This window comes from Sandaracinobacteroides sayramensis, from assembly GCF_022014495.1.
Classification (GTDB): Bacteria; Pseudomonadota; Alphaproteobacteria; order Sphingomonadales; family Sphingomonadaceae; genus Sandaracinobacteroides; species Sandaracinobacteroides sayramense.
Genome location: NZ_JAKLSQ010000009.1, coordinates 188921 through 207475, shown reverse-complemented (window position 1 = coordinate 207475; position 18555 = coordinate 188921). Strand labels below are relative to the sequence as shown.

General features: G+C 63.8%; 18 protein-coding genes. 8 read left to right on the top strand and 10 right to left on the bottom strand.

The annotated features are described in order from the left end of the window. Positions 1–359 precede the first annotated feature (359 nt). The gene (locus L6Q21_RS08235; RefSeq protein WP_237830262.1) at positions 360–734 is read right to left on the bottom strand and encodes an alpha-hydroxy-acid oxidizing protein; all 375 of its coding nucleotides are present in this window, start codon (positions 732–734) and stop codon (positions 360–362) included. Between L6Q21_RS08235 and L6Q21_RS08230 the strand changes: the two genes are divergently transcribed. Continuing rightward, positions 709–1269, top strand: coding sequence for a type 2 periplasmic-binding domain-containing protein (locus L6Q21_RS08230; protein ID WP_237830261.1), 561 nt, complete (start codon positions 709–711; stop codon positions 1267–1269). The genes L6Q21_RS08235 and L6Q21_RS08230 overlap by 26 nt on opposite strands. An 89-nt stretch (positions 1270–1358) precedes the next feature. Here L6Q21_RS08230 and L6Q21_RS08225 read toward each other — a convergent pair whose 3' ends face one another. The 5 genes from L6Q21_RS08225 to L6Q21_RS08205 all read right to left on the bottom strand — a co-directional run bounded on the left by L6Q21_RS08225 (position 1359) and on the right by L6Q21_RS08205 (position 8353). Further along, the gene (locus tag L6Q21_RS08225) at positions 1359–2483 is read right to left on the bottom strand and encodes a CaiB/BaiF CoA transferase family protein (protein WP_237830260.1); all 1125 of its coding nucleotides are present in this window, start codon (positions 2481–2483) and stop codon (positions 1359–1361) included. A 32-nt stretch (positions 2484–2515) separates the two neighbouring features. Continuing rightward, the gene (gene kce, locus L6Q21_RS08220; RefSeq protein ID WP_237830259.1) at positions 2516–3445 is read right to left on the bottom strand and encodes a 3,5-dioxohexanoate:acetyl-CoA acetone transferase; all 930 of its coding nucleotides are present in this window, start codon (positions 3443–3445) and stop codon (positions 2516–2518) included. Between the two features lie 74 nt (positions 3446–3519). Continuing rightward, positions 3520–4743, bottom strand: a complete 1224-nt coding sequence (locus L6Q21_RS08215) for an NAD(P)/FAD-dependent oxidoreductase (RefSeq protein ID WP_237830258.1) — start codon at positions 4741–4743, stop codon at positions 3520–3522. Between the two features lie 13 nt (positions 4744–4756). Beyond that, entirely contained in the window at positions 4757–6157 is a 1401-nt protein-coding gene (locus L6Q21_RS08210; RefSeq protein ID WP_237830257.1) for an aldehyde dehydrogenase family protein, read from the bottom strand. Positions 6158–6169: 12 nt separating this feature from the next. After that, entirely contained in the window at positions 6170–8353 is a 2184-nt protein-coding gene (locus L6Q21_RS08205; protein WP_237830268.1) for a TonB-dependent receptor, read from the bottom strand. Between L6Q21_RS08205 and L6Q21_RS08200 the strand changes: the two genes are divergently transcribed. Together L6Q21_RS08200 and L6Q21_RS08195 are read left to right on the top strand one after the other, a co-directional pair. Further along, positions 8241–8501: a hypothetical protein gene (locus tag L6Q21_RS08200; RefSeq protein WP_237830269.1), complete on the top strand. Its 261-nt coding sequence runs from the start codon at positions 8241–8243 to the stop codon at positions 8499–8501. The genes L6Q21_RS08205 and L6Q21_RS08200 overlap by 113 nt on opposite strands. 51 nt (positions 8502–8552) lie before the next feature. Further along, entirely contained in the window at positions 8553–9644 is a 1092-nt protein-coding gene (locus tag L6Q21_RS08195) for an NAD(P)-dependent alcohol dehydrogenase (RefSeq protein ID WP_237830256.1), read from the top strand. A 32-nt stretch (positions 9645–9676) separates the two neighbouring features. Here L6Q21_RS08195 and L6Q21_RS08190 read toward each other — a convergent pair whose 3' ends face one another. Continuing rightward, a complete protein-coding gene (locus L6Q21_RS08190; protein WP_237830255.1) occupies positions 9677–10756 on the bottom strand; it encodes an NADH:flavin oxidoreductase in 1080 nt (359 codons plus the stop codon). 103 nt (positions 10757–10859) lie between these two features. Here L6Q21_RS08190 and L6Q21_RS08185 point away from each other — a divergent pair, with 103 nt between their 5' ends. Next, positions 10860–11918, top strand: coding sequence for an aldo/keto reductase (locus tag L6Q21_RS08185; protein WP_237830254.1), 1059 nt, complete (start codon positions 10860–10862; stop codon positions 11916–11918). A 14-nt stretch (positions 11919–11932) separates the two neighbouring features. Here the strand turns inward: L6Q21_RS08185 and L6Q21_RS08180 are convergent, their stop codons facing one another. The 3 genes from L6Q21_RS08180 to L6Q21_RS08170 are packed head-to-tail and all read right to left on the bottom strand — an operon-like array spanning position 11933 to position 14251. Next, entirely contained in the window at positions 11933–12703 is a 771-nt protein-coding gene (locus tag L6Q21_RS08180; RefSeq protein WP_237830253.1) for an enoyl-CoA hydratase/isomerase family protein, read from the bottom strand. Positions 12704–12719: 16 nt separating this feature from the next. Then, positions 12720–13130, bottom strand: coding sequence for a nuclear transport factor 2 family protein (locus L6Q21_RS08175; RefSeq protein WP_237830252.1), 411 nt, complete (start codon positions 13128–13130; stop codon positions 12720–12722). Then, entirely contained in the window at positions 13130–14251 is a 1122-nt protein-coding gene (locus tag L6Q21_RS08170) for an acyl-CoA dehydrogenase family protein (protein ID WP_237830251.1), read from the bottom strand. The genes L6Q21_RS08175 and L6Q21_RS08170 overlap by 1 nt, the downstream gene beginning before the upstream one ends. Before the next feature lie 154 nt (positions 14252–14405). Between L6Q21_RS08170 and L6Q21_RS08165 the strand changes: the two genes are divergently transcribed. From L6Q21_RS08165 to L6Q21_RS08150, 4 genes are read left to right on the top strand one after another with little or no spacing between them, the layout of a single operon-like run. Continuing rightward, positions 14406–15548 (top strand): nitronate monooxygenase, encoded by a 1143-nt coding sequence (locus L6Q21_RS08165; protein WP_237830250.1) that lies wholly within the window; start codon positions 14406–14408, stop codon positions 15546–15548. After that, positions 15545–16390 (top strand): oxidoreductase, encoded by an 846-nt coding sequence (locus L6Q21_RS08160; RefSeq protein WP_237830249.1) that lies wholly within the window; start codon positions 15545–15547, stop codon positions 16388–16390. The genes L6Q21_RS08165 and L6Q21_RS08160 overlap by 4 nt, the downstream gene beginning before the upstream one ends. After that, on the top strand, positions 16390–17361 hold the full coding sequence (locus tag L6Q21_RS08155; RefSeq protein ID WP_237830248.1) for a DUF7064 domain-containing protein: 972 nt from the start codon (positions 16390–16392) through the stop codon (positions 17359–17361). The genes L6Q21_RS08160 and L6Q21_RS08155 overlap by 1 nt, the downstream gene beginning before the upstream one ends. Then, positions 17358–18554 carry a phosphotransferase gene (locus L6Q21_RS08150; protein ID WP_237830247.1) on the top strand — a complete coding sequence of 399 codons (1197 nt, stop codon included), beginning with the start codon at positions 17358–17360 and terminating at the stop codon, positions 18552–18554. The genes L6Q21_RS08155 and L6Q21_RS08150 overlap by 4 nt, the downstream gene beginning before the upstream one ends. Position 18555: the final 1 nt, after the last annotated feature.

The following is an 18555-nucleotide window of genomic DNA, read 5'->3' as shown; positions in this document are numbered from 1 at the left end:
GGGCCTTGACGGCGGCCTCGTCGGCGGCGAGTGCCGTCATCGCCCAGGCCGCAGCCCTCGCGGAACGCACAAGACCCCAAATGGTCCGGGAAATACCGACGATCCTCACCGTGCGCTTCCTCGGCTTCGGCGAGTGAGGGCAGGGCGGTTAGGTTGAGCACTCATGCAAGTAATGGATATGCTCCCCGTCATCCCGGGCTTAAGCCGGGATCCCGCTTCTTGCCCACGCCGGGCGGAAAGCTGGACCCCGGCTCAAGCCCAGGGTGACGAAGGGGAACGGGGTGACGAAGGGAATGTGAGTCCTCAACCTGGCGCTGCCCCGCCACTTCCGCGTCGGAGCCTGAATCAGGCTCCGCCTCTCATATCGATGGGCCCTGAAGCTGATTTTCAGGCGCCAGAAGCCGCCGGTCAATCGCCGGCAGCGTGATACAGCCTGTCTGTGCCATCGCCATTTCCAATTCGATCCGCAGCATGTGCAGCATGTGCGCCACGCCGGCCATCCCCGCCACCGCCAGCGCATGCACCTGCGGCCTGCCGACCAGAACGGCGCGCGCGCCCAGCGCCAGCGCCGTCAGCGCGTCGACGCCGTGGCGCACCCCGCTGTCGAGCAGCACCGGGCCGCGTCCGTCCACCGACTCGACGATGGCGGGGAGCACGTCCAGCGGATGCGCCAGCCCGTCCAGCACGCGGCCGCCATGGTTGGAGACGATGATCCCGTCCAGCCCGATCTCCATCGCGCGCCGCGCGTCGCCGGCGGCGAGCAGCCGCTGGGGTCAGCTGGGCCTTGGCGGAGACTGGGTGGCACGGAGGATCCACCCGGTCGGCACGCCCGAGGATGTCGGCTTCGGTTCCTATCTGGTGCAGGAAAAGTTCGATGGCCTGCCGCTGACGCCGTCGCTCACCTTCCGCCCCGTCTCCGCCGAAGTGATGAAGATCGTCGGCACCGACGTGGGCGCGATCGCCTATTCGGCGATCAACTTCGCCACTGCCGACACCCGCGAAGTGCCGATCAGCACGGGACCGGAAGGCTCGGCCCTGGCCGCGACCGAAACCATCGTCATGCGGGATCGCTATCCGCTCGACCGCTTCATCTATTTCTATGCGCTGCCCCGCCCGGACGGCAGGCTGGAGCCCTGGATCCGGGAATATTTCCATCTGGCCCTGTCGCGCGAAGGCCAGGAGATCGTTGCGGCCGAGCCTGACAGCTTCCTCCCGCTCAGCGCCGCGCGGGCGGCTGTCGAGCGGCGCCTGCTGGACGCCGCCGGCTGAGCCAGAGCCGTGTGAATGTCAGCCACGTCGTGACCCGCACGAAGCAACGCACTTCTTCGAGACGAGCCATGTTACAGGCACGGACTCGATTAACGACAGGGCGAGATATCTGGCCGCCATCCACCACTCAGTTGATCGAGCGGTATTTCCGCGGGTGGCGGCGGGCTCGATACCCGCCCTGGTGTCCGGCTGAAACGCGGTGCCGGCATCGGCTGCATTACGCCCTCCACCTCTCCGAACATCGCGCGCGCTCTGGCATGCGGATGTATGGCCGCCTCGGCGGGGGATAGGACGGGGGTCGTGCAGGCATCGCGGTCGGCGAACCGCTCTTCCCATTCGGCGCGGGTATGACGGGCGAAGATGTCGGCAAAGCGCTGCTTCAGCATCGGCCATGCCGTACGATCATGCTGCGCGGGAAGCTCTGCCGCATCCAGTCCCAGGCCGGCCAGCAGGTCGGCGTAGAATTTCGGCTCTATGGCGCCCACGGCCATATATTTGCCATCGGCTGTTCGATAGACATCGTAAAAAGGCGCCCCGCCATCCAGCAGATTGTCCCCACGCTTGTCGCTCCACCGCCCCATGGCGAGATAGCCGTGGATCATCGTCGCCAGCAATGCGGTGCCTTCGGTCATCGCCGCGTCGATCACCTGCCCCTTGCCACTGCGGCGGGCCTCCAGCAGACCGCAGGCGATGCCAAAGGCCATCAGCATGCCGCCGCCGCCCATATCTGAAACGAGGTTCAGATTGGGCGAGGGCAGTTCATTTTCGCGCCCGCACAGCTGCAGGCTGCCGGACATGGCGAAATAGTTGATATCGTGGCCTGCCAGATGCGCCATAGGCCCATTTTGGCCCCAGCCTGTCATTCGGGCATAGAGCAGCACCGGGTTGCGCGCCATGCAGATATCCGGGCCCAGCCCCAGCCGCTCCATCACGCCCGGGCGGAACCCTTCCAGCAGCACGTCGGCCTGGTCCGCCAATTGCAGAAGCTGCTCGCGCCCCTCGGGCGACTTCAGATCAATGCCCACGATCTCCCGGCCGCGGTGCAGCAGATTGCAGGCAGGGTCTATGGGTGGAAAGATCGGCGGCGCACCTGAACGCTCTATCCGCAGTACGGTGGCCCCCATGTCGGCCAGCATCATCGCGCAGAAGGGGCCCGGGCCAACACCCCCCATTTCCAGTATCTTCACCCCGACAAGCGGGCCGCTTCTTTCCATATCCGCTATCGTCCTAACATGATGCCTGCACCTCAGATGGCGGTGCGATCGGCCCCCTTCAGTTGCAGGATGTCCCGGGCCTCGGCTGGGGTCGCGACAGAAAGGCCCAGAGATTCAACGATGTTGCGCGCGTTGCGCACCTGTTCTGCGTTAGTTTCGGCCAGCCTGCCGGGGCCGCCCCACAGCGAATCCTCCAGCCCCACGCGCACATTGCCGCCCATCGACGCCGCCATGGCGACGATGGACATCTGACGGGCACCGGCGCCCAGAACCGACCATTCATACTGGTCGCCGAACAGCCGGTCTGCGGTGCGCTTCATGTGCATCACATCGTCGGGATGGCTGCCGATCCCGCCCAATATGCCAAAGCAGGTCTGTACGAACAGTGGCGCCTTCACCAGCCCGCGATCGAGGAAATGCGCAAGATTGTAGAGGTGGCTGGTATCGTAGCATTCGAACTCGAAGCGTGTGCCCATCGGGCTCAGCAACGCCAGCAGGCCCTCGATATCCTTGTAGCTGTTCTTGAAGACGAGATCGCGGGATCCTTCCAGAACCTGGGGTTCCCATGCATGTTTCCAGTCCTTGTAGCGGTTCAGCATGGGGAACAGGCCAAAGCCCATGCTGCCCATGTTCAGCGAGGCGACCTCCGGCTGGAAGCGTGTGGCCGGCCGCAGCCGCTCTTCCAGCGTCATGGAAGGATGGCCGCCCGTCGTCAGGTTGATAACGGCATCGGTACGCTGCCGTATCACCTTCAGAAAAGGCTCGAACAGGTCTGGGTTCTGATCTGGGCGGCCATCCTGCGGGTTGCGCGCGTGCAGATGGATGATGGCGGCGCCCGCTTCCGCCGCGCCGATCGCGGACTCGGCTATTTCCGCGGCGGTGATCGGCAGGTGCGGCGACATGGACGGCGTGTGGATGGCGCCCGTCACCGCGCAACTGATGATGATCTTACCCTTCGCCAAACCCTGTCTCCGATTGTTGCGCTTTTATTATAATCATGCACACGATATATGTGCAAACTGATTTTGCGGAAAACCTAGGCGAGGGCAAGTTCCTTCAGCTGCCGCGAACTGTCCCCCAACAATACCGGGGCTATGACAGTGCCGGTTTCCACCAGCTTGCGGCCCTGCACATAATCCTTCGAGCTGTTCACGCAGTCGAGCGCGATGATCCGGCCCTTCTTGAGATAGATGATGGAAAAGCTGCGTTTGTCAGGATCGCCCCTGAGCACGGCGTCGTCATGCGCGGCGGAAATGCCCACCGTCTGCAACCGCAGATCATATTGGTTCGACCAGAACCAGGGAACCGCCACATAGGGGCTTTGCTGACCGGTGATGGCCTTTGCCACGCACATCGCCTGGTCGTTCGCATTCTGCACGGATTCCACCCGGATCGTGCTGTCCTGGGCAAAGCGGTTCTCGTGCGCGGCGCAATCACCGATGGCATAGATGTGGGGAAGGCTGGTGCGGCAGTGCATATCCACCTCCACGCCATTGCCGCCGCGCGCGCCGGCAGCCAGCAGCGGGCCGACGCAAGGGGTGATCCCGATGCCCACGACGGCCAGTTGCGCCTCCACCAAGCTTTCGTCGGTCAGCCTGACGCCCGCCAACCGTTTGTGGCCTTCGAACGCGACGATCCCGGTTCCGGTCCTCAGGTCGACGCCATGGGCGCGATGCTCGCGCTCGAAAAAGGCGGAGAGCGCCGGGCCGGCGACACGTGCCAGCACGCGGGGAAGCATTTCCAGCAAGGTTACCTGCTTTCCCATCGTACGCAACGCGGCGGCCGCCTCCAATCCGATATAGCCGCCGCCTACGATCGCCACCCGCTCCACATCAGGCAGTTCGCGCAGGATGGCATCGATATCGGCGCGGTCGCGAATGGCATGGATGCCTGGAAGATCGCTGCCAGGGCAGTTCATCGGCCGCGGATCTCCGCCGGCGGCCCATATGAGTTCGCCATAGCCGATGGCATTGCCGTTGCGCAGTTGCACGGTGCGCGCCTCGGGGTCGATCGCCACGACTTCGCTGCCCAGCAAAAGCTCTACATTCTGCTCCGTCCAATAGGATGCCGGACGGATCAGCAGCCGCTCGAACGGCTTCTCGCCCAGCAGATATTCCTTGGAAAGCGGAGGTCGTTCATAGGGCGGCTCCGCCTCGCGGCCGATGATCGCGACGCTGCCGGCGAAACCCTGCTGGCGCAGCAGCATCGCCGCGCTTGCCCCGCCTTGCCCGCCACCCACGATCACTATGTCGAAAAGCATCAGAAAGCCCCACTCATGCCGGCACGAACACCAGCCGGCGCTGGGTGAACTCCTCAAGCCCGGCCTGGCCCAGTTCCTGTCCCATGCCGGATTGTTTCGCCCCGCCCATCGGGACGAAAGGGTTTATATTCATGTGGGAATTGATCCACACCATGCCGGTATTCAGGCGGCTTGCCACTTCCAGGGCGCGCGCCGTATCGGCAGACCAGACCGTGCCGCCCAGGCCTTGTTCGCTGTCGTTGGCGCGTTTCACCGCATCGTCGATATCGGCGTACCGCAGAACCGGTAACACAGGGCCGAATTGTTCCTCGCGGACGATGCGCGCATCGTCGTCTATATCGCGGATGATTGCCGGCCGGATGAAGTAACCGGGACGGTCCAGCTCCTCTCCGCCGAGAACCTTGCCCCGGCTGGCCGCGTCGTCGATCAGTTCGCGAACACGTTCATATTGGGCGCGGTTCTGCAGAGGCCCATACTCCGTGCCCTGTTGCGTGCCTTCGCCAACGATTGCCTGCCGCGACAGTTCCGCCAGTTCGTCGCAGATCGCATCATATTGCGATTCATGCACATAGGCTCGCTTTATCGCCAGGCAGACCTGCCCGGAATTGACCATGGCGCCTTCGAACAGGCTTTTCGCGGTCGCCTTCGGATCCGCATCGTCCAGCACGATGGCCGCGTCGTTGCCGCCCAGTTCCAGCGTGATCCGCTTCAGCAGACTGGAAGCGCTGGCCATGACCTTTCGACCGGTCGCTGTGGATCCGGTGAAGGAAATCTTCGCCACATCGGGGTGGGCCGTCAGCTGCCCACCCAGATCATTGGCATCGACGATCATGTTGAAAACGCCCGGCGGCAGGTGACGGTTCAGTATTTCGGCCAGCCGCAGCGATGTCAGCGGCGTGGTCGGCGCGGGCTTGGCGACGACGGTGTTTCCCGCCAGCAGCGCCGGCGGAACCTTCACCACCAGCAACGATATCGGGAAATTCCATGGGGTGATGGCCGCGACCACGCCCAGAGGATAACGCTGCTCCACGAAGCGGCCGTCCGCATCCTCGTACAGCAGCTTTTCCGGCAGTTCCAGGCTGGCCAGTGCCCGCAGGATGAAGACCGAGCCACCGATCTCCTCCAGCGCCTTGTCCAGCGGCTTGCCTTGTTCGGCCGTCAGCAGGCGCGCCAGTTCCTCTGTTCGCGCCTCCATTTCGTCGGCAACTCGCATCAATGCGCCGCGCCGCTCGGCAATCGGTGTTTGCGACCAGCCTGGAAAAGCGGCTTTCGCGGCGCTGACGGCCTCGTCCAGTTGCTTCGGATCGGCCCTTGGGCATTGGGCGATGACCGCTTCCGTCGCCGGGTTGACGACAGGCATGGTTTGCGCGCCGGCTACGAGTTTCCCGGCGATCACCAGATGAAATGTATCCATGCTCCGATCCTCTCAATAGGTGAAGCCAAGCGTGACCCCGTAGGTCCGCCCCGGCGCGGGTGAGCCGATGTCGCCGGTGCCATTCTGGTTCAGCGTGACAAGATACTTCTTGTTGCCGAGGTTCCGTCCCCATAGCCTGACACTGAACTGGTCGCCTGGCGCCGTCCAAGCCAGTTGCGCGTTGAACAGGCTGAAACTGTCCTGCTTCTCGCGATTGTCCACTGCCCAGTAAAAGCTGCTGCTGTACGACCAGTTCACATTGCTGTTCAGCCGCCCGCTGCCCAGATCCATTTCATGATTGAGCGTAAGGTTCATGCTGAAATCGGGGGTGTTCACCAGCCGGTTGCCACTGGCGGAACAATAGAAATTTCCAGTGTGCGCCGAATCCGAGCAATTGGGGAACACATAATTGCCCAGCCCGGGTGTATAGCCAGGGTAATCCGGAGCGCCCGGTGGTTTCTCCAGGAAGGTGATGGTGGCCACCGGAAAATCGCCATAACGATGGTGCAGATAGGCGCCGCTGCCGGCCAGAGAGAATCCTGCCCCCAGTTCCGCAAGAAAATCGAAATCGAAACCATAGATGCGTGCAGTGGCGGCATTGGTCAACGTGGTGGTGGCGCCGTTCACCTGGAACGCCTGAATATTCTTGTAATCATAGTAGAAGGCAGCGGCATTGAAACGTATTCGATCCAGCAAAGTGGATTTGAAGCCGAGTTCGAATGCATCCAGGGTTTCGGGTTGGGCCGGCGGATCGCCCGGCGAGGTCAGGTTGAATACCCCGCTTTTGAAGCCACGGCTGTAGCTTCCGTACAGCATCAATTCCGGTGTCAACTGATGGTCGACAGCCAGGCGCCATGTTGGCTTCTTGAAGGTTCTCGACTGATCGAAACTGGCCAGAGGAAACAGGGTTCCGTCAGGATAACAGAATGAACGGCACATCGCATCGGGCAGCGGCATTCCGATGGCCAGGCTTTGCTCAGCCTCAAGTGTTCGCTTGTCGACTGTGTAGCGGAAACCCGCCGTCAGATTGGTATTGTCGGATACGGACCATGTCGCCTGGCCGAAGCCGGCATAAGAACGGGTCTTTTGCGCGGAGTAATTGATGATGCGGTTGGAAAGGCCGCCCGTCTGCCCGGTGATCGCCAGCCCGGCGATCTGGAACGGGTCATATCTGCTGGTGGCATCCATGTAGAAGAAGCCGACGATCGCTGTCAGCGGCCCGCTGCCGTAGGAAAGCTGAAGCTCTTCGGTCCATTGCTTTTCGCTGTTGAACAATGGCGCGTCGACGATCTTCACCGGTGTCGCATCCACCTCTACCCGCTGGAAGCCATCCGCGCCGCGAAAGGCGAGGATGTTGGTGAGCATGAAATCGCCGAATCCATGCTCGAACCGGAACGATCCGCCGAACATCCTGGTATCCATGATCGGGTTGAATTCGCTTTGCGAATCATAATAGCCGTTGCCGCCCGCGATGAATTCCGCATAGCCTGTGCCATCGACGAGCTGCGACGTCGGCACCGGGCGGTAGGCCATGGCGATGGAGCCCTGCGTTCGTCCGTAATCGCCCGAAAAGACCATGCGCGTTTCGTCGCCCAGTTCGAACAGCAGCTTGGAACGGATGATGAAGTCGCGGGATTTGTTGATATCGCGGTTGATGATCCGGTTTTCGCCGAAACCGTGTTCCTGGTTTCGGTAATAGACAGCGACATCGGCCGCCACGGCGCCCGTGCCCCCCGTGATGTAGAAGGAGCCTTCCATAGTGGCGAGGTTGGCGACCCCGGCGGATGCCTCGATGGCGAGATCCTGCTTTGGCGTGCGCGTGACGACATTGACCGCACCGCCGGTCGCGTTGCGCCCATAGAGCGTGCCCTGCGGGCCCTTCAGCACCTCGATCCGCTCGATATTGTTGAGCGCGAAGGTCGAGCCCGCCATGGACGGGATGTAGACGCCATCAATGAAGGTCGCGACAGCGCTGTCCTGCCCGGTCGAGCCGCCTTGCGTGCCGACGCCGCGCAGCGTGAACACGGTCGCCTCTGTCGTCCGGGTGACGTTGAGGCCGGCGACCGACTGCGAGAGATCCTGCGTGGAGCGGATGCCCGCGTTGGTCAGCGACCCGGCTGTCACCACCGAAATGGCGATCGGCACATCCTGCAGACTTTCCGCGCGCTTTTGCGCGGTCACGATGATGTCCTCCATTTCACCGCTGGTCTGGGCTGCCGCAGATGCAGCCGAGACGACCGCCAGCGCCGACGCAGATAACCAGAAGGCTGCACCTCGCATCATGTTTTCCCTCCCTTATGATTGGCGGCAGAACACATGCAAACTGGCGTATTGTCAATCATAGAATAATAAGCTGTATTATAAAAAGTCAGAGTATATTGAGGGAGCGAAGGGGATGAGGATTCAAGCTGCTGTGGCGCACCGGCCCCATGGCGAATTCCGTATCGAGGAACTGGAGCTTGCAGAGCCCGGCGCGGATGAAATCCATGTACGGCTGGTGGCGACGGGCGTATGCCACACCGATCTTTCGGTGGTGGAGCAGATCATGCCGATTCCGCTGCCGCTTGTGCTGGGACATGAAGGCGCAGGCGTGGTGGAAAAGGTGGGCGGCAATGTCTCCGGCATCGCGCCCGGTGACCATGTGGTGCTGACGTTCAACACCTGCGGCCACTGCGACGCCTGCACCGACGATCATCCCGCCTATTGCGCGCAATACCCGCTGCTGAACTTCGCCGGCGGCCGCCCCGATGGCACGCCGACGCTGCACGACCATGCGGGCAAGGCTATTGGCGGCGCATTCTTCGGGCAGTCTTCCTTTGCCAATCATGCGATCACCAACCAGCGGAACACGATCAGGGTACGCCGCGACGCGCCGCTGGAACTGCTGGGGCCATTGGGCTGCGGCTTTTCGACGGGTGCCGGCACGGTGCTGAACGTGCTGAAACCCGGCCCGAAAACGACGATCGCCGTGTTCGGCACCGGGGCGGTGGGCATGGCGGCGGTGATGGCGGCAAAGGCGGTAAACGCGGGGCGGATCGTCGCCGTCGATCGCGTCGCCTCGCGACTTCGACTGGCGCGCGAACTGGGCGCGACCGATGTGATCGATACGTCGGCATCCGATCTGGCCGATTCGCTGCAGGCGCTGGGTGGGGTCGACCAGGCCATCGACACCTCGGGCGTGCCGGCGCTGATCGCCGCGGCCGTAGGGGCGTTGAAAGAGCGCGGCACCTGCGTGCTGCTGGGCGCCTCCAGCCAGCAGGAGGTGACGCTCAACATCCTGCCGCTGATCAGCGGGCGGGTGATTCGCGGCGTGGTGAACGGCGATTGCGACCCGGCTGTGCTGATCCCCCAGCTGGTGGACTGGTATATGGAGGGGCGCTTCCCGATCGACCGGCTTTCGGCTTTTTACCCCCTGGCCGAGATCAACCGGGCGGTGGCCGATTCCCATTCCGGAAAGACGATCAAGCCGATCCTCACCTTCGGCTGAGGAGCGGGCGTGACGGCCGGCTCCGCCGGCCGTCAATCCGCGACATAATTCTTCCAGCCGGTCGCCAGATATGTCTGAAAGGCGGGGCCGACGGCTTGCGTCGCCAGATACTCCCGCGTGACAGGGAAGGCGCGAGAAACAAACTCCGGCTCCGCGATAGCGCGGCGGGCGATATCGTGGTGGAGGATGGCGCCCCGTCCGAAGAAGACGAAATCGGCGCCGCTATCCAGGCAACGCTGCGCATCGGCGGCCGAGAAGATGTGGCCCGCAACCCCCAGCCGGGTGCCGTTGCTGCGATGCAGCCGGCCGAACAGGTCGACGAGGCGCAACGGATGATATTGCGCATCGTCGGGCAGCTTGAAACTGTCCCACAGCGACATGTCCAGATAATCGAGCTGGCCCGAACCCAGAAGCTCCTCGGCGAAGTCGATCGCTTCTTGCGTGGGATAGGCATATTTTTCCGGCGACAGCCTGACCCCAAGCTGGAAATCCGGGCCGGTCGCGGCGCGGATACCGGCGATGATCTCGCGATAGATGCGGGTGCGGTTGCGATAGCTGCCGCCATAGCCATCGTCGCGGTTGTTCTGTTCCGCATGGAGGAACTGGCACAGCATATAGCCGTGGGCGCCATGCAGTTCCACGCCGTCGATCCCGGCCTGCTCGCAGCGCACTGCGGCGGTCACGAAATCTGTGACCAACTGCTCCACCTCGGCGGTGGACAATTCACGGACGTTGCGCTTGGGGTAGGGGAAGGGCGAAACGGCCTGCTCGCCGCTGATCGCCGGGTCGCTGCGCGAGCCGGCATGCTGCAACTGCACCGCCGATACGGCGCCCTGTTCGTGCAGCGCTTCCGCCAGCCGGGCGAGGCCGGGCACATGATCGTCGGAATAGGTGGCGAGCTGGCCGGGGAAAGAAATGCCGTTTCTCTGCACGGCGGCCGCGCAGGTCATCACCAGGCCGAAGCCGCCCCGTGCGCGATGTTCCAAAAAGCGCAGCTCATCGTCCCCAAGCGTGCCGTCGTCGTTGCTCTGCCAGTTGGTCAGCGGCGCCAGCGCGATGCGGTTGCGCCATGCCGGCCCGCGCGGAAATGTGATCGGGTCTGCGAGTCGCATCGTAAGCTTCATCCTCCCGCGCGCGATTCGCGCTTTCTATATATATGCATGCTGATTATATACATGAACATTAATTATTCCACGAACAAGGGGAGGGATGGATATGCCGCTGGATCACTATGTCACGCTGGGCGCATCGGGCCTGAAGGTCAGCCGCCTTTGCCTGGGGGCGATGACCTTCGGAACCGAATGGGGGTTCGGCGCCGATGCCGCCGATTCCACCGCCATGCTGGAGGCCTATGTGGATCGCGGCGGCAATTTCGTCGATACCGCCAACATCTATACCGGCGGCAGTTCCGAAACGATCATAGGCGACTGGCTGGCCGCCGAACCTTCGCGGCGCGACCGGCTGGTGGTCGCCACCAAGTTCAGCGGCAACATGCAGGCCGGCAACCCCAATGGCGGCGGCGCCAGCCGAAGTGCGATCATCGCCGCCTGCGATGCGTCGTTGCGACGGCTGCGCACCGATCATATCGATCTCTACTGGCAGCACTGGGCCGATCCCTTCACGCCCGTTGAGGAAACGATGGCGACGCTCGACGATCTCGTGCGGGCGGGCAAGGTGCGCTATATCGGATTCTCGGACACGCCCGCCTGGCAGGTGGCGCAAGCGCAGACCATCGCCCGGCTACGCGGCAACGCCCCGCTGATCGCGCTGCAGATCGAATATTCGCTGCTGGAACGCACCGTGGAGGGCGAACTGGTGCCAATGGCGCAGGCGATGGGGCTGGGTATCACGCCATGGTCGCCGCTGCGTTCGGGCCTGCTGAGCGGCAAATATGATCGCCATAGGCCGCAGGCGGAATCCGCCGGCCGCACCAACAGCCTGAACCGGCATTTCAGCGACCACGCCTTCGATGTCGTCGATCTCGTGCGAGAGATCGCCAGTGGCTATGGCGCGACGCCGGCCTGCGTCGCCCTGGCCTGGCTGCTGGCGCGGCCGGGCGTGGCATCGCCCATCGTCGGCGCCCGCACCCCGGGCCAGCTTGAGGCGAATCTCGCCGCGCTCGACCTTGTGCTCGATCCGGCGGATATCGCCCGGCTGGACGCGGCGACCCGGCCGCGCCTGAACTTCCCGGCCGAATTCCTGCCCATGTCGGTCGCCAACAGCTATTCCGGCATGACGATCAACGGGCAGGCGTTCCAGCGCTCGCCGCGCTGATAGGGGCGGCAGGATCAGGCGCTGCGGAAATCCGGCTTGCGCTTCTCGCGGAAGGCGGCGATGCCTTCCGCATGATCCTCGGATCGGCTGGCGACGGGTTGCATGACATGTTCCGCCTCCAGAAACTGGTCGAACGACATGGTGGCCGCCAGATCGACCTGCCGCTTGGCAAGCGCGGCAGAGATGCCCGGCCCCGCCGCCAGTTCCGTGGCCAGTTCCAGCGCGCGGGGCAGCAGCGCGTCAGGCGGCAGCACTTCTAGCGCCAGCCCGAGTCGCATGGCCTCATCGGCGCGGACGACACGGCCACTGTAGCATAGCTCTTTCGTGCGCATCGGTCCCACCAGCCGGTTGAGCAGCCATACCGATCCGCCGTCGGGCGCCAGCGCCACGTTGCGGAAGATCTGCACGAACTTTGCATCCTCCGCCGCCAGCACTAGGTCACAGCACAGCGCAAAGCCCCAGCTCATCCCCGCGCAGACGCCGCCGACGGCCGCGAGGGTCGGCTTCTTCAGATGATAGATGGCACGGTTGACGCGCCCCAGTTCGTGCATCCGCCCCAGCGATCCGGGCATGCCGCCGCCGCCAAAGGTGCCGATATCCGCGCCAGAGGAAAAATGCCCGCCGGCGCCCGTCAGCACCACCGCCCGCACGGAGGAATCCAGCGCGGCCTCCTCATAAGCCTCCCACAACTGTCGGCGCATTGTATCGGTAATGGCGTTGCGTGTTTCCGGCCTGTCGAGCACGACGAGCGCCACCGCACCATGCCGCTCCACCCGCACCGTCATCGCATGCCCTTTCGCGTCACTTGTCCAGCGCCTTCCTGACGCCGCCACTGTCGTAATAATCGATGATGGACTGGATCAACCCGTCGTCGCGCAGCCTGATCAGCGCGACGCCCGGGCTGGCGAAGGCCGTGCCGGTGGGCGGGCGGCCATGATAGGTGCCCGTCTGGCGACCGGTAAACCGCCATTCCAGGCACAGGTCGTTACCTGAGCGGAAGGCGCGGGGAAACTCCATCCGGATATCGGAAATGGCCGATACGAAATGCCGGTGGAAATCACGCAGATCGGCGTGGCCGCTATTCATCCGCTGCACCTGGTCGTCGCGATAGGTGGCATCGGGCGCGAACATTGCCACGAACACTTCGCTGTCGGGGTTGGCCCATGCGTCGCCATAGCGGCGCGCGAACTGCTCGATCGTTTCCGCCGGCATCACAGCATCCCCCTAGCGATTGCCACCTTCTGCAATTCGTCCGTGCCGGCATAGATGCGCTGGATGCGCGCCGCCGTCCACATGCGGGCAATGGGGTTTTCATCCATCAGGCCGGCGCCGCCGAACAGCTGCACGCAGCGATCGAGCACACGGCCTTCCATCTGCGTCGCCCACAGCTTCAGGATCGCGCCGTCCTCGAAGGTGAACTGCTTTTCGCGCAGGCGCATCATCGCCGTATCGACCATTGTTTCGGTGATGCGGATATCGGCGCGGCAATCCGCCAGCACGAACTGCGTATTCTGGAAATCGATCACCCGCTGGCCGAACACCTTGCGCTGCTTCACATAGTCGAGCGTCAGTTCCAGCGCGCGCGATGCGGCGCCCAGGCAGCGCGCGGCGATCTGGATGCGGTCCTCCAGGAAGGTCGCCATCAGAATCTTCATGGCCCCTCCTTCCTGACCCACCAGATTGGAAACGGGCACCCGCACGTCGGCGAAGTTCACCGCGCCCGTATCGCCCTGCCGCCAGCCGATCATCGGAATCTTGGCCTGCGAAACGCCGGGGGTGTCGGCCTCGACGATGATCACGCTCATCCCCTTGGCGCCCCTGGACGGGTCGGTCTTGGCGACGACATACAGAAGATTGGCGCCGGCCCCGTTGGAGATGAAATATTTCTCTCCGTTGATCACATATGCATCGCCTTCACGGCGGGCGGTGGCGGTGATGGCGGTGGCGTCGCTGCCGACACCCGGTTCGGTCAGCGGCATCGCCTGCGTCCATTCGCCGGTCAGGATGCCGGGCAGGTATTTTTCCTTCTGCGCATCGGTGCCGTGGCCGATCAGGATGTAGGTCGCCACATCGGCCATCAGTGAGCTGCCCGTGGTGGCGCTGCCGGCGCTACGCCCCAGCTCCTCCGCGGCGATCGCATAATAGGTGAAATCGCCGCCGCCCGTATGGGCCAGTCCCAGCAACCCGGCGGCGCCAGCCTTGCGCCAGAAATCGCGATCCAGACCGCCTATCTTTTCATAATGGGCAAGGTTCGGCTCGTGCTCGCGGTCGAGAAAGCTGCGCACCGTCCGCCGGAACGCTTCATGCTCTTCTTGATAGCCCATGCGGGTCATGCAGTGCCCTCCATTTTCGTTATTTAGAGCATTATATGCTTGCGAAATATTATCGTCGAGACAAAAATCTTCGCAAGAGGGACGATTCGAGAACGGCAAGCGCACGGTCACCGACCAGGCGCGCCGCCAGATGCGCAGCGAGGGAGTATCGGGGATGCAAAACCGTTTTACGCTACTGGTCGGCGTGGACTTCCCGCTGGTCGCCTTCAGCCACTGCCGCGATGTCGTCGCCGCCGTCAGCCGCGCCGGCGGCTTTGGCGTATTCGGCGCGACCAACGGCAAGATGACGCCGGACCAGTTGAAGATCGAACTGGATTGGATAGACGCGCATTGCGACGGCAGGCCTTATGGGCTGGATATCGCCGTGCCCGAGAATATGGCCGACCGTAGTGCTCCGGATATGACGACCCATGCGCTGGAGGCGCAGATACCGGAAGGTCATCGCCGTTTCGCGGACGAGCTGCTGGCCCGGCACGGCATCTCGCTGGACACCCCTACCGACGCCGACGAGGACCGAGAAGTCAGCCATTTCCTCGATACCGCCGAACGTATGGTGGATGTAGGCTTGCAGCACCCTATTCGCTTGTTCGTCAACGCGCTGGGCAAGCCGCCGCAGTTCATGATCGATAAGTGCAAGGCTGCCGGCGTCCCGACAGGCGCGCTGATCGGATCGAAGGATCATGCAAAGCGCCAGATAGAGGCCGGCGTCGATGTTCTGGTGGCGCAGGGAACCGAGGCCGCCGCCCATTGCGGCGAGGTTTCGACGATGGTGCTGGTGCCGGAAGTGGTGCGCTGGCTGGAGGAAATGGGATCGGACATTCCGGTGCTGGCCGCTGGCGGCATCGTGACGGGCCGACAGATGGCCGCCGCGATGGCGATGGGCGCGGCAGGTGCATGGACGGGCTCGGTCTGGCTGACGACGGCCGAAAGCGAGGTGCACCCGGCGGTCAAGGAAAAGCTGCTGGCGGCTCGATCGCGCGACACCATCCGTTCGCGCGCGATGACGGGCAAGACGGCGCGGCAGTTGAAATCGGCATGGAACGCCGCCTGGGAGGAGCCGGGCAGCCCCGGCCCGCTGCCGATGCCTTTCCAGCATCTGCTGACCAACCGCGCGCTGCTGCTGGCGGAAAAATCGGTGGACGGTGGCAATGAGGCGGCGCGCGATATTCTGACGGAAGGGGTGGGGCAGGGCATCGGCCTCGTCACCAGCGCCAAATCGGCGCGCGCGGTGGTGCAGGAATATATGGAGGATTTCGCCGATGCCGTGGGCCGCATGCGCGGCTGGGCAGAAGCGTGACGACATCCCGCACATGGCTGGTCACGGGCGCTTCCTCAGGCTTCGGGCTGGCGCTGTCCCGGGAACTGCTGGCGCGCGGTCATCGCGTGGCGGCGACAGCGCGCCACCCGGCGGATATCCGGCGGCTTGCCGAAATCGCTTCGGAAGACCGGCTTCTTCCCCTGAAGATGGATATCACCGACAACCGGCAGATCGAAAGCGTCGTGGCCGGGGCGGTGCAACGCTTCGGCGCGATCGACGTGCTGGTCAACAACGCCGGCTATGGCTTCCTATCCACCATCGAGGAAGCAGGTGACGCGGATGTACGGCGGCAGTTCGATACCAATGTCTTTGGTCCAGCCGCGATGATGCGGGCGGTGCTGCCCCATATGCGGGCGGCGGGGAAGGGGCTGGTCATCAATTTCTCGTCCACGGCCGGCACACGCGGTTTCGCCGGATCCGGCTATTATTCGGCCAGCAAGGCGGCGCTGGAGGCCTTGACCGAGGCGCTGGCCGCGGAGGCCGGCGAACTGGGCATCCGGGCGATGATCGTGTGTCCCGGGCCTTTCCGCACCGATTTCTTCGGGCGTTCCATGCAACTGCCCGCAACCGAGATTGCCGACTACGCCACGACACTGGCGCAACGGCGTTCGCATGTCGCTGCGTCCGGCACACAGGGTGGAGATCCTGTGCGCGCAGCCCGCATCATCGTCGACACGGTGGAAGGCGGCAAGCTGCCGATGCGGCTGGTGCTGGGCGGACGCGCGCTGCCCACCATGAGGCAGGCGCTGGAAACGAAGATCGCCGATATTGAACACAGCCGGCAAGTGGCTCCGCTTGCCGATTTCCCGGAGGACGCGTGATGACGACCATGCAGGATGATCTGCCACATCCGGTGCCGCCCTATGCCCAGTTGCGCTACAAGGAGAATTACTTCTTCCTGCTGTTCGCGCCGGAAAGCCGTTCGTTCGGCGCGATCCACCTGAACCATGAACCCGGCCACGACCGGGCGCGTTACACCGCCAACATGGAGATCGACGGCCGGTCGATCCGCTATGCCAACAGCACGGCCTTTCCCACCGATTTCGAACTGGCGCACAGCATCGGCGACGGCGCGCTGTCTCTGGCATTTGTCGAGCCGCACCGGCGTTTCGATTTTCGCCTGAAGACAGGCGAGATCGACCTGGAACTGCAATTCTCCGCCCGTCAGCCCACCTTCGATTATGCCGCCTGCCGCACCGCCGGAAACCCGGCGCCTTCCTTTCAGGAAGTGATGACGCTGGGCCTGAACCTGCCATATAATCACCAGCAGCAGGCGCTGAATGCCAGCGGCCGGGCGCGCTTTGCCGATGGGCATGAAGTGAAGATTTCCGGCAGCGGCTATCGCGATCACAGCTGGGTCATGCGCTGCGATTCCGGCGGGCACACACATGACTGGTGCGGATTCAACTTCCCCGGCCGCAGCTTCGGCATCAAGACGATCTCCACGCTGCATCGCCCCGGTGCGGTGGCGAAGGAAGGCTATGTCGCCGATGAGAAAGGCGTGCGCGCGCTTCGCCACATCGAGGCGCGTCGCGAAGGCGAGATGGCCGACGGGCTGTGCGAAAGGCTGGTCCACGAACTGGAAGATGTGTTCGGCAACCGGTACACCATAGAAAGCGATATCGCTGCTCGCTTTGCCCATGTGCCACTGGTGTCGGAGGCGCCGGGGGGCAAGGTCGCCTATCATATCGTCGAGAATTTCTGCCCGCTTACCTTGCTTGAAACCGGGGAACGGGGAGAGGGGCTGGTCGAGATCGGCCGCAGTTCCGCTGTCGGGGGGGCGTTCGCATGAGCCGTGCGACAGCCAGCCAGCTTCGCCTGGTGCGCGATGCGGTGGGGCGCATGAACGTCGATGCCGCAGAGCGCGACCCGGTGATGGGCCTGCTGGCGGAACTGATCGCAGTGGAAACACTAGATCTGCCGCGCGCCTCGGCAACGGAGGAGCTCGCTTATCAGCAAGCGTTCGAGGCGATGGCGCTGGACGAGCGGCAGTCGACGCCGCGTGCTGCGACGGCAGACACGCTCGATCTGGAGGCACTTGCGGCCTATCTGAACGAAGCGGTCGCCGGCGAGGGCGCCATCCACGTGCGGGCAGCCAATACGGTTTCGCGCGGCATGTCGAAAAAGACGGTGCTGATCTCGCTGGAAGGCGCGCGCACCTTGCCGGCCGAACTGGCGCTGCGGGTGGATCGCACGGCCAACAATTATCTGGGCACGACGGTGGTGGATGAATGGGGGCCGCTTCGGCGGCTTTGGGATCATGGTGCCCGCATACCCCAGCCCTTCGCCCTGGAAGCGGGCGGCGGGGTGATCGGCGACCCTTTCATCGTCTTCGCGCGAGCCAGCGGGGCGCCGGTTGGTTCCATCTATGTGCCGCCGGGCCGAAACACGGCGCTGCTGGCCGACACCGCTGGTTGCATGGCGCGCGTGCATACGGTGCCGGTGGACGACTGGCCGCGCGCCGGCCAGCCGGTTGGTGACGCCTTCTTCGACGCGCAGTTCGCCGAATATCTGGCCGACTGGCAGGCCTTGGGCGAACGCAATGCGATCATGGAGGCCTGTTTCGACTGGATCGATCGCCATCGTCAGCAGGCCTATGGGCCGCCGGCTTTCACGCACGACGATTTCAACTACAACAACATGCTGGTGGAAGGGGATCGTGTTTCGGCGGTGCTGGATTGGGAATTCGCCCATGTCGGAACGCCGGCCGCCGATGTCGCCTATATATGGTATGCGGCCGAAAACATGGGGAGCTTCGCCGATTTCCTGCGCGCCTATGTCGATGCCGGGGGCTGGCAGCCGCCGCAGGCGCAACTGGACTTCTATCTGCTGTGGGGCCAGTTGCGGCTCGGGGTGATGGGCCACAAGGCGGTGCGCAACCTGGAAGAGGGGCATTTCGACGATGTCCGCTATGCCCTTTCGCGCTGGCATCGCCGGCAGGCGCTGTTCCGCCTTTCCGATCTGCTCGACCGGCTGGGGAACTGAT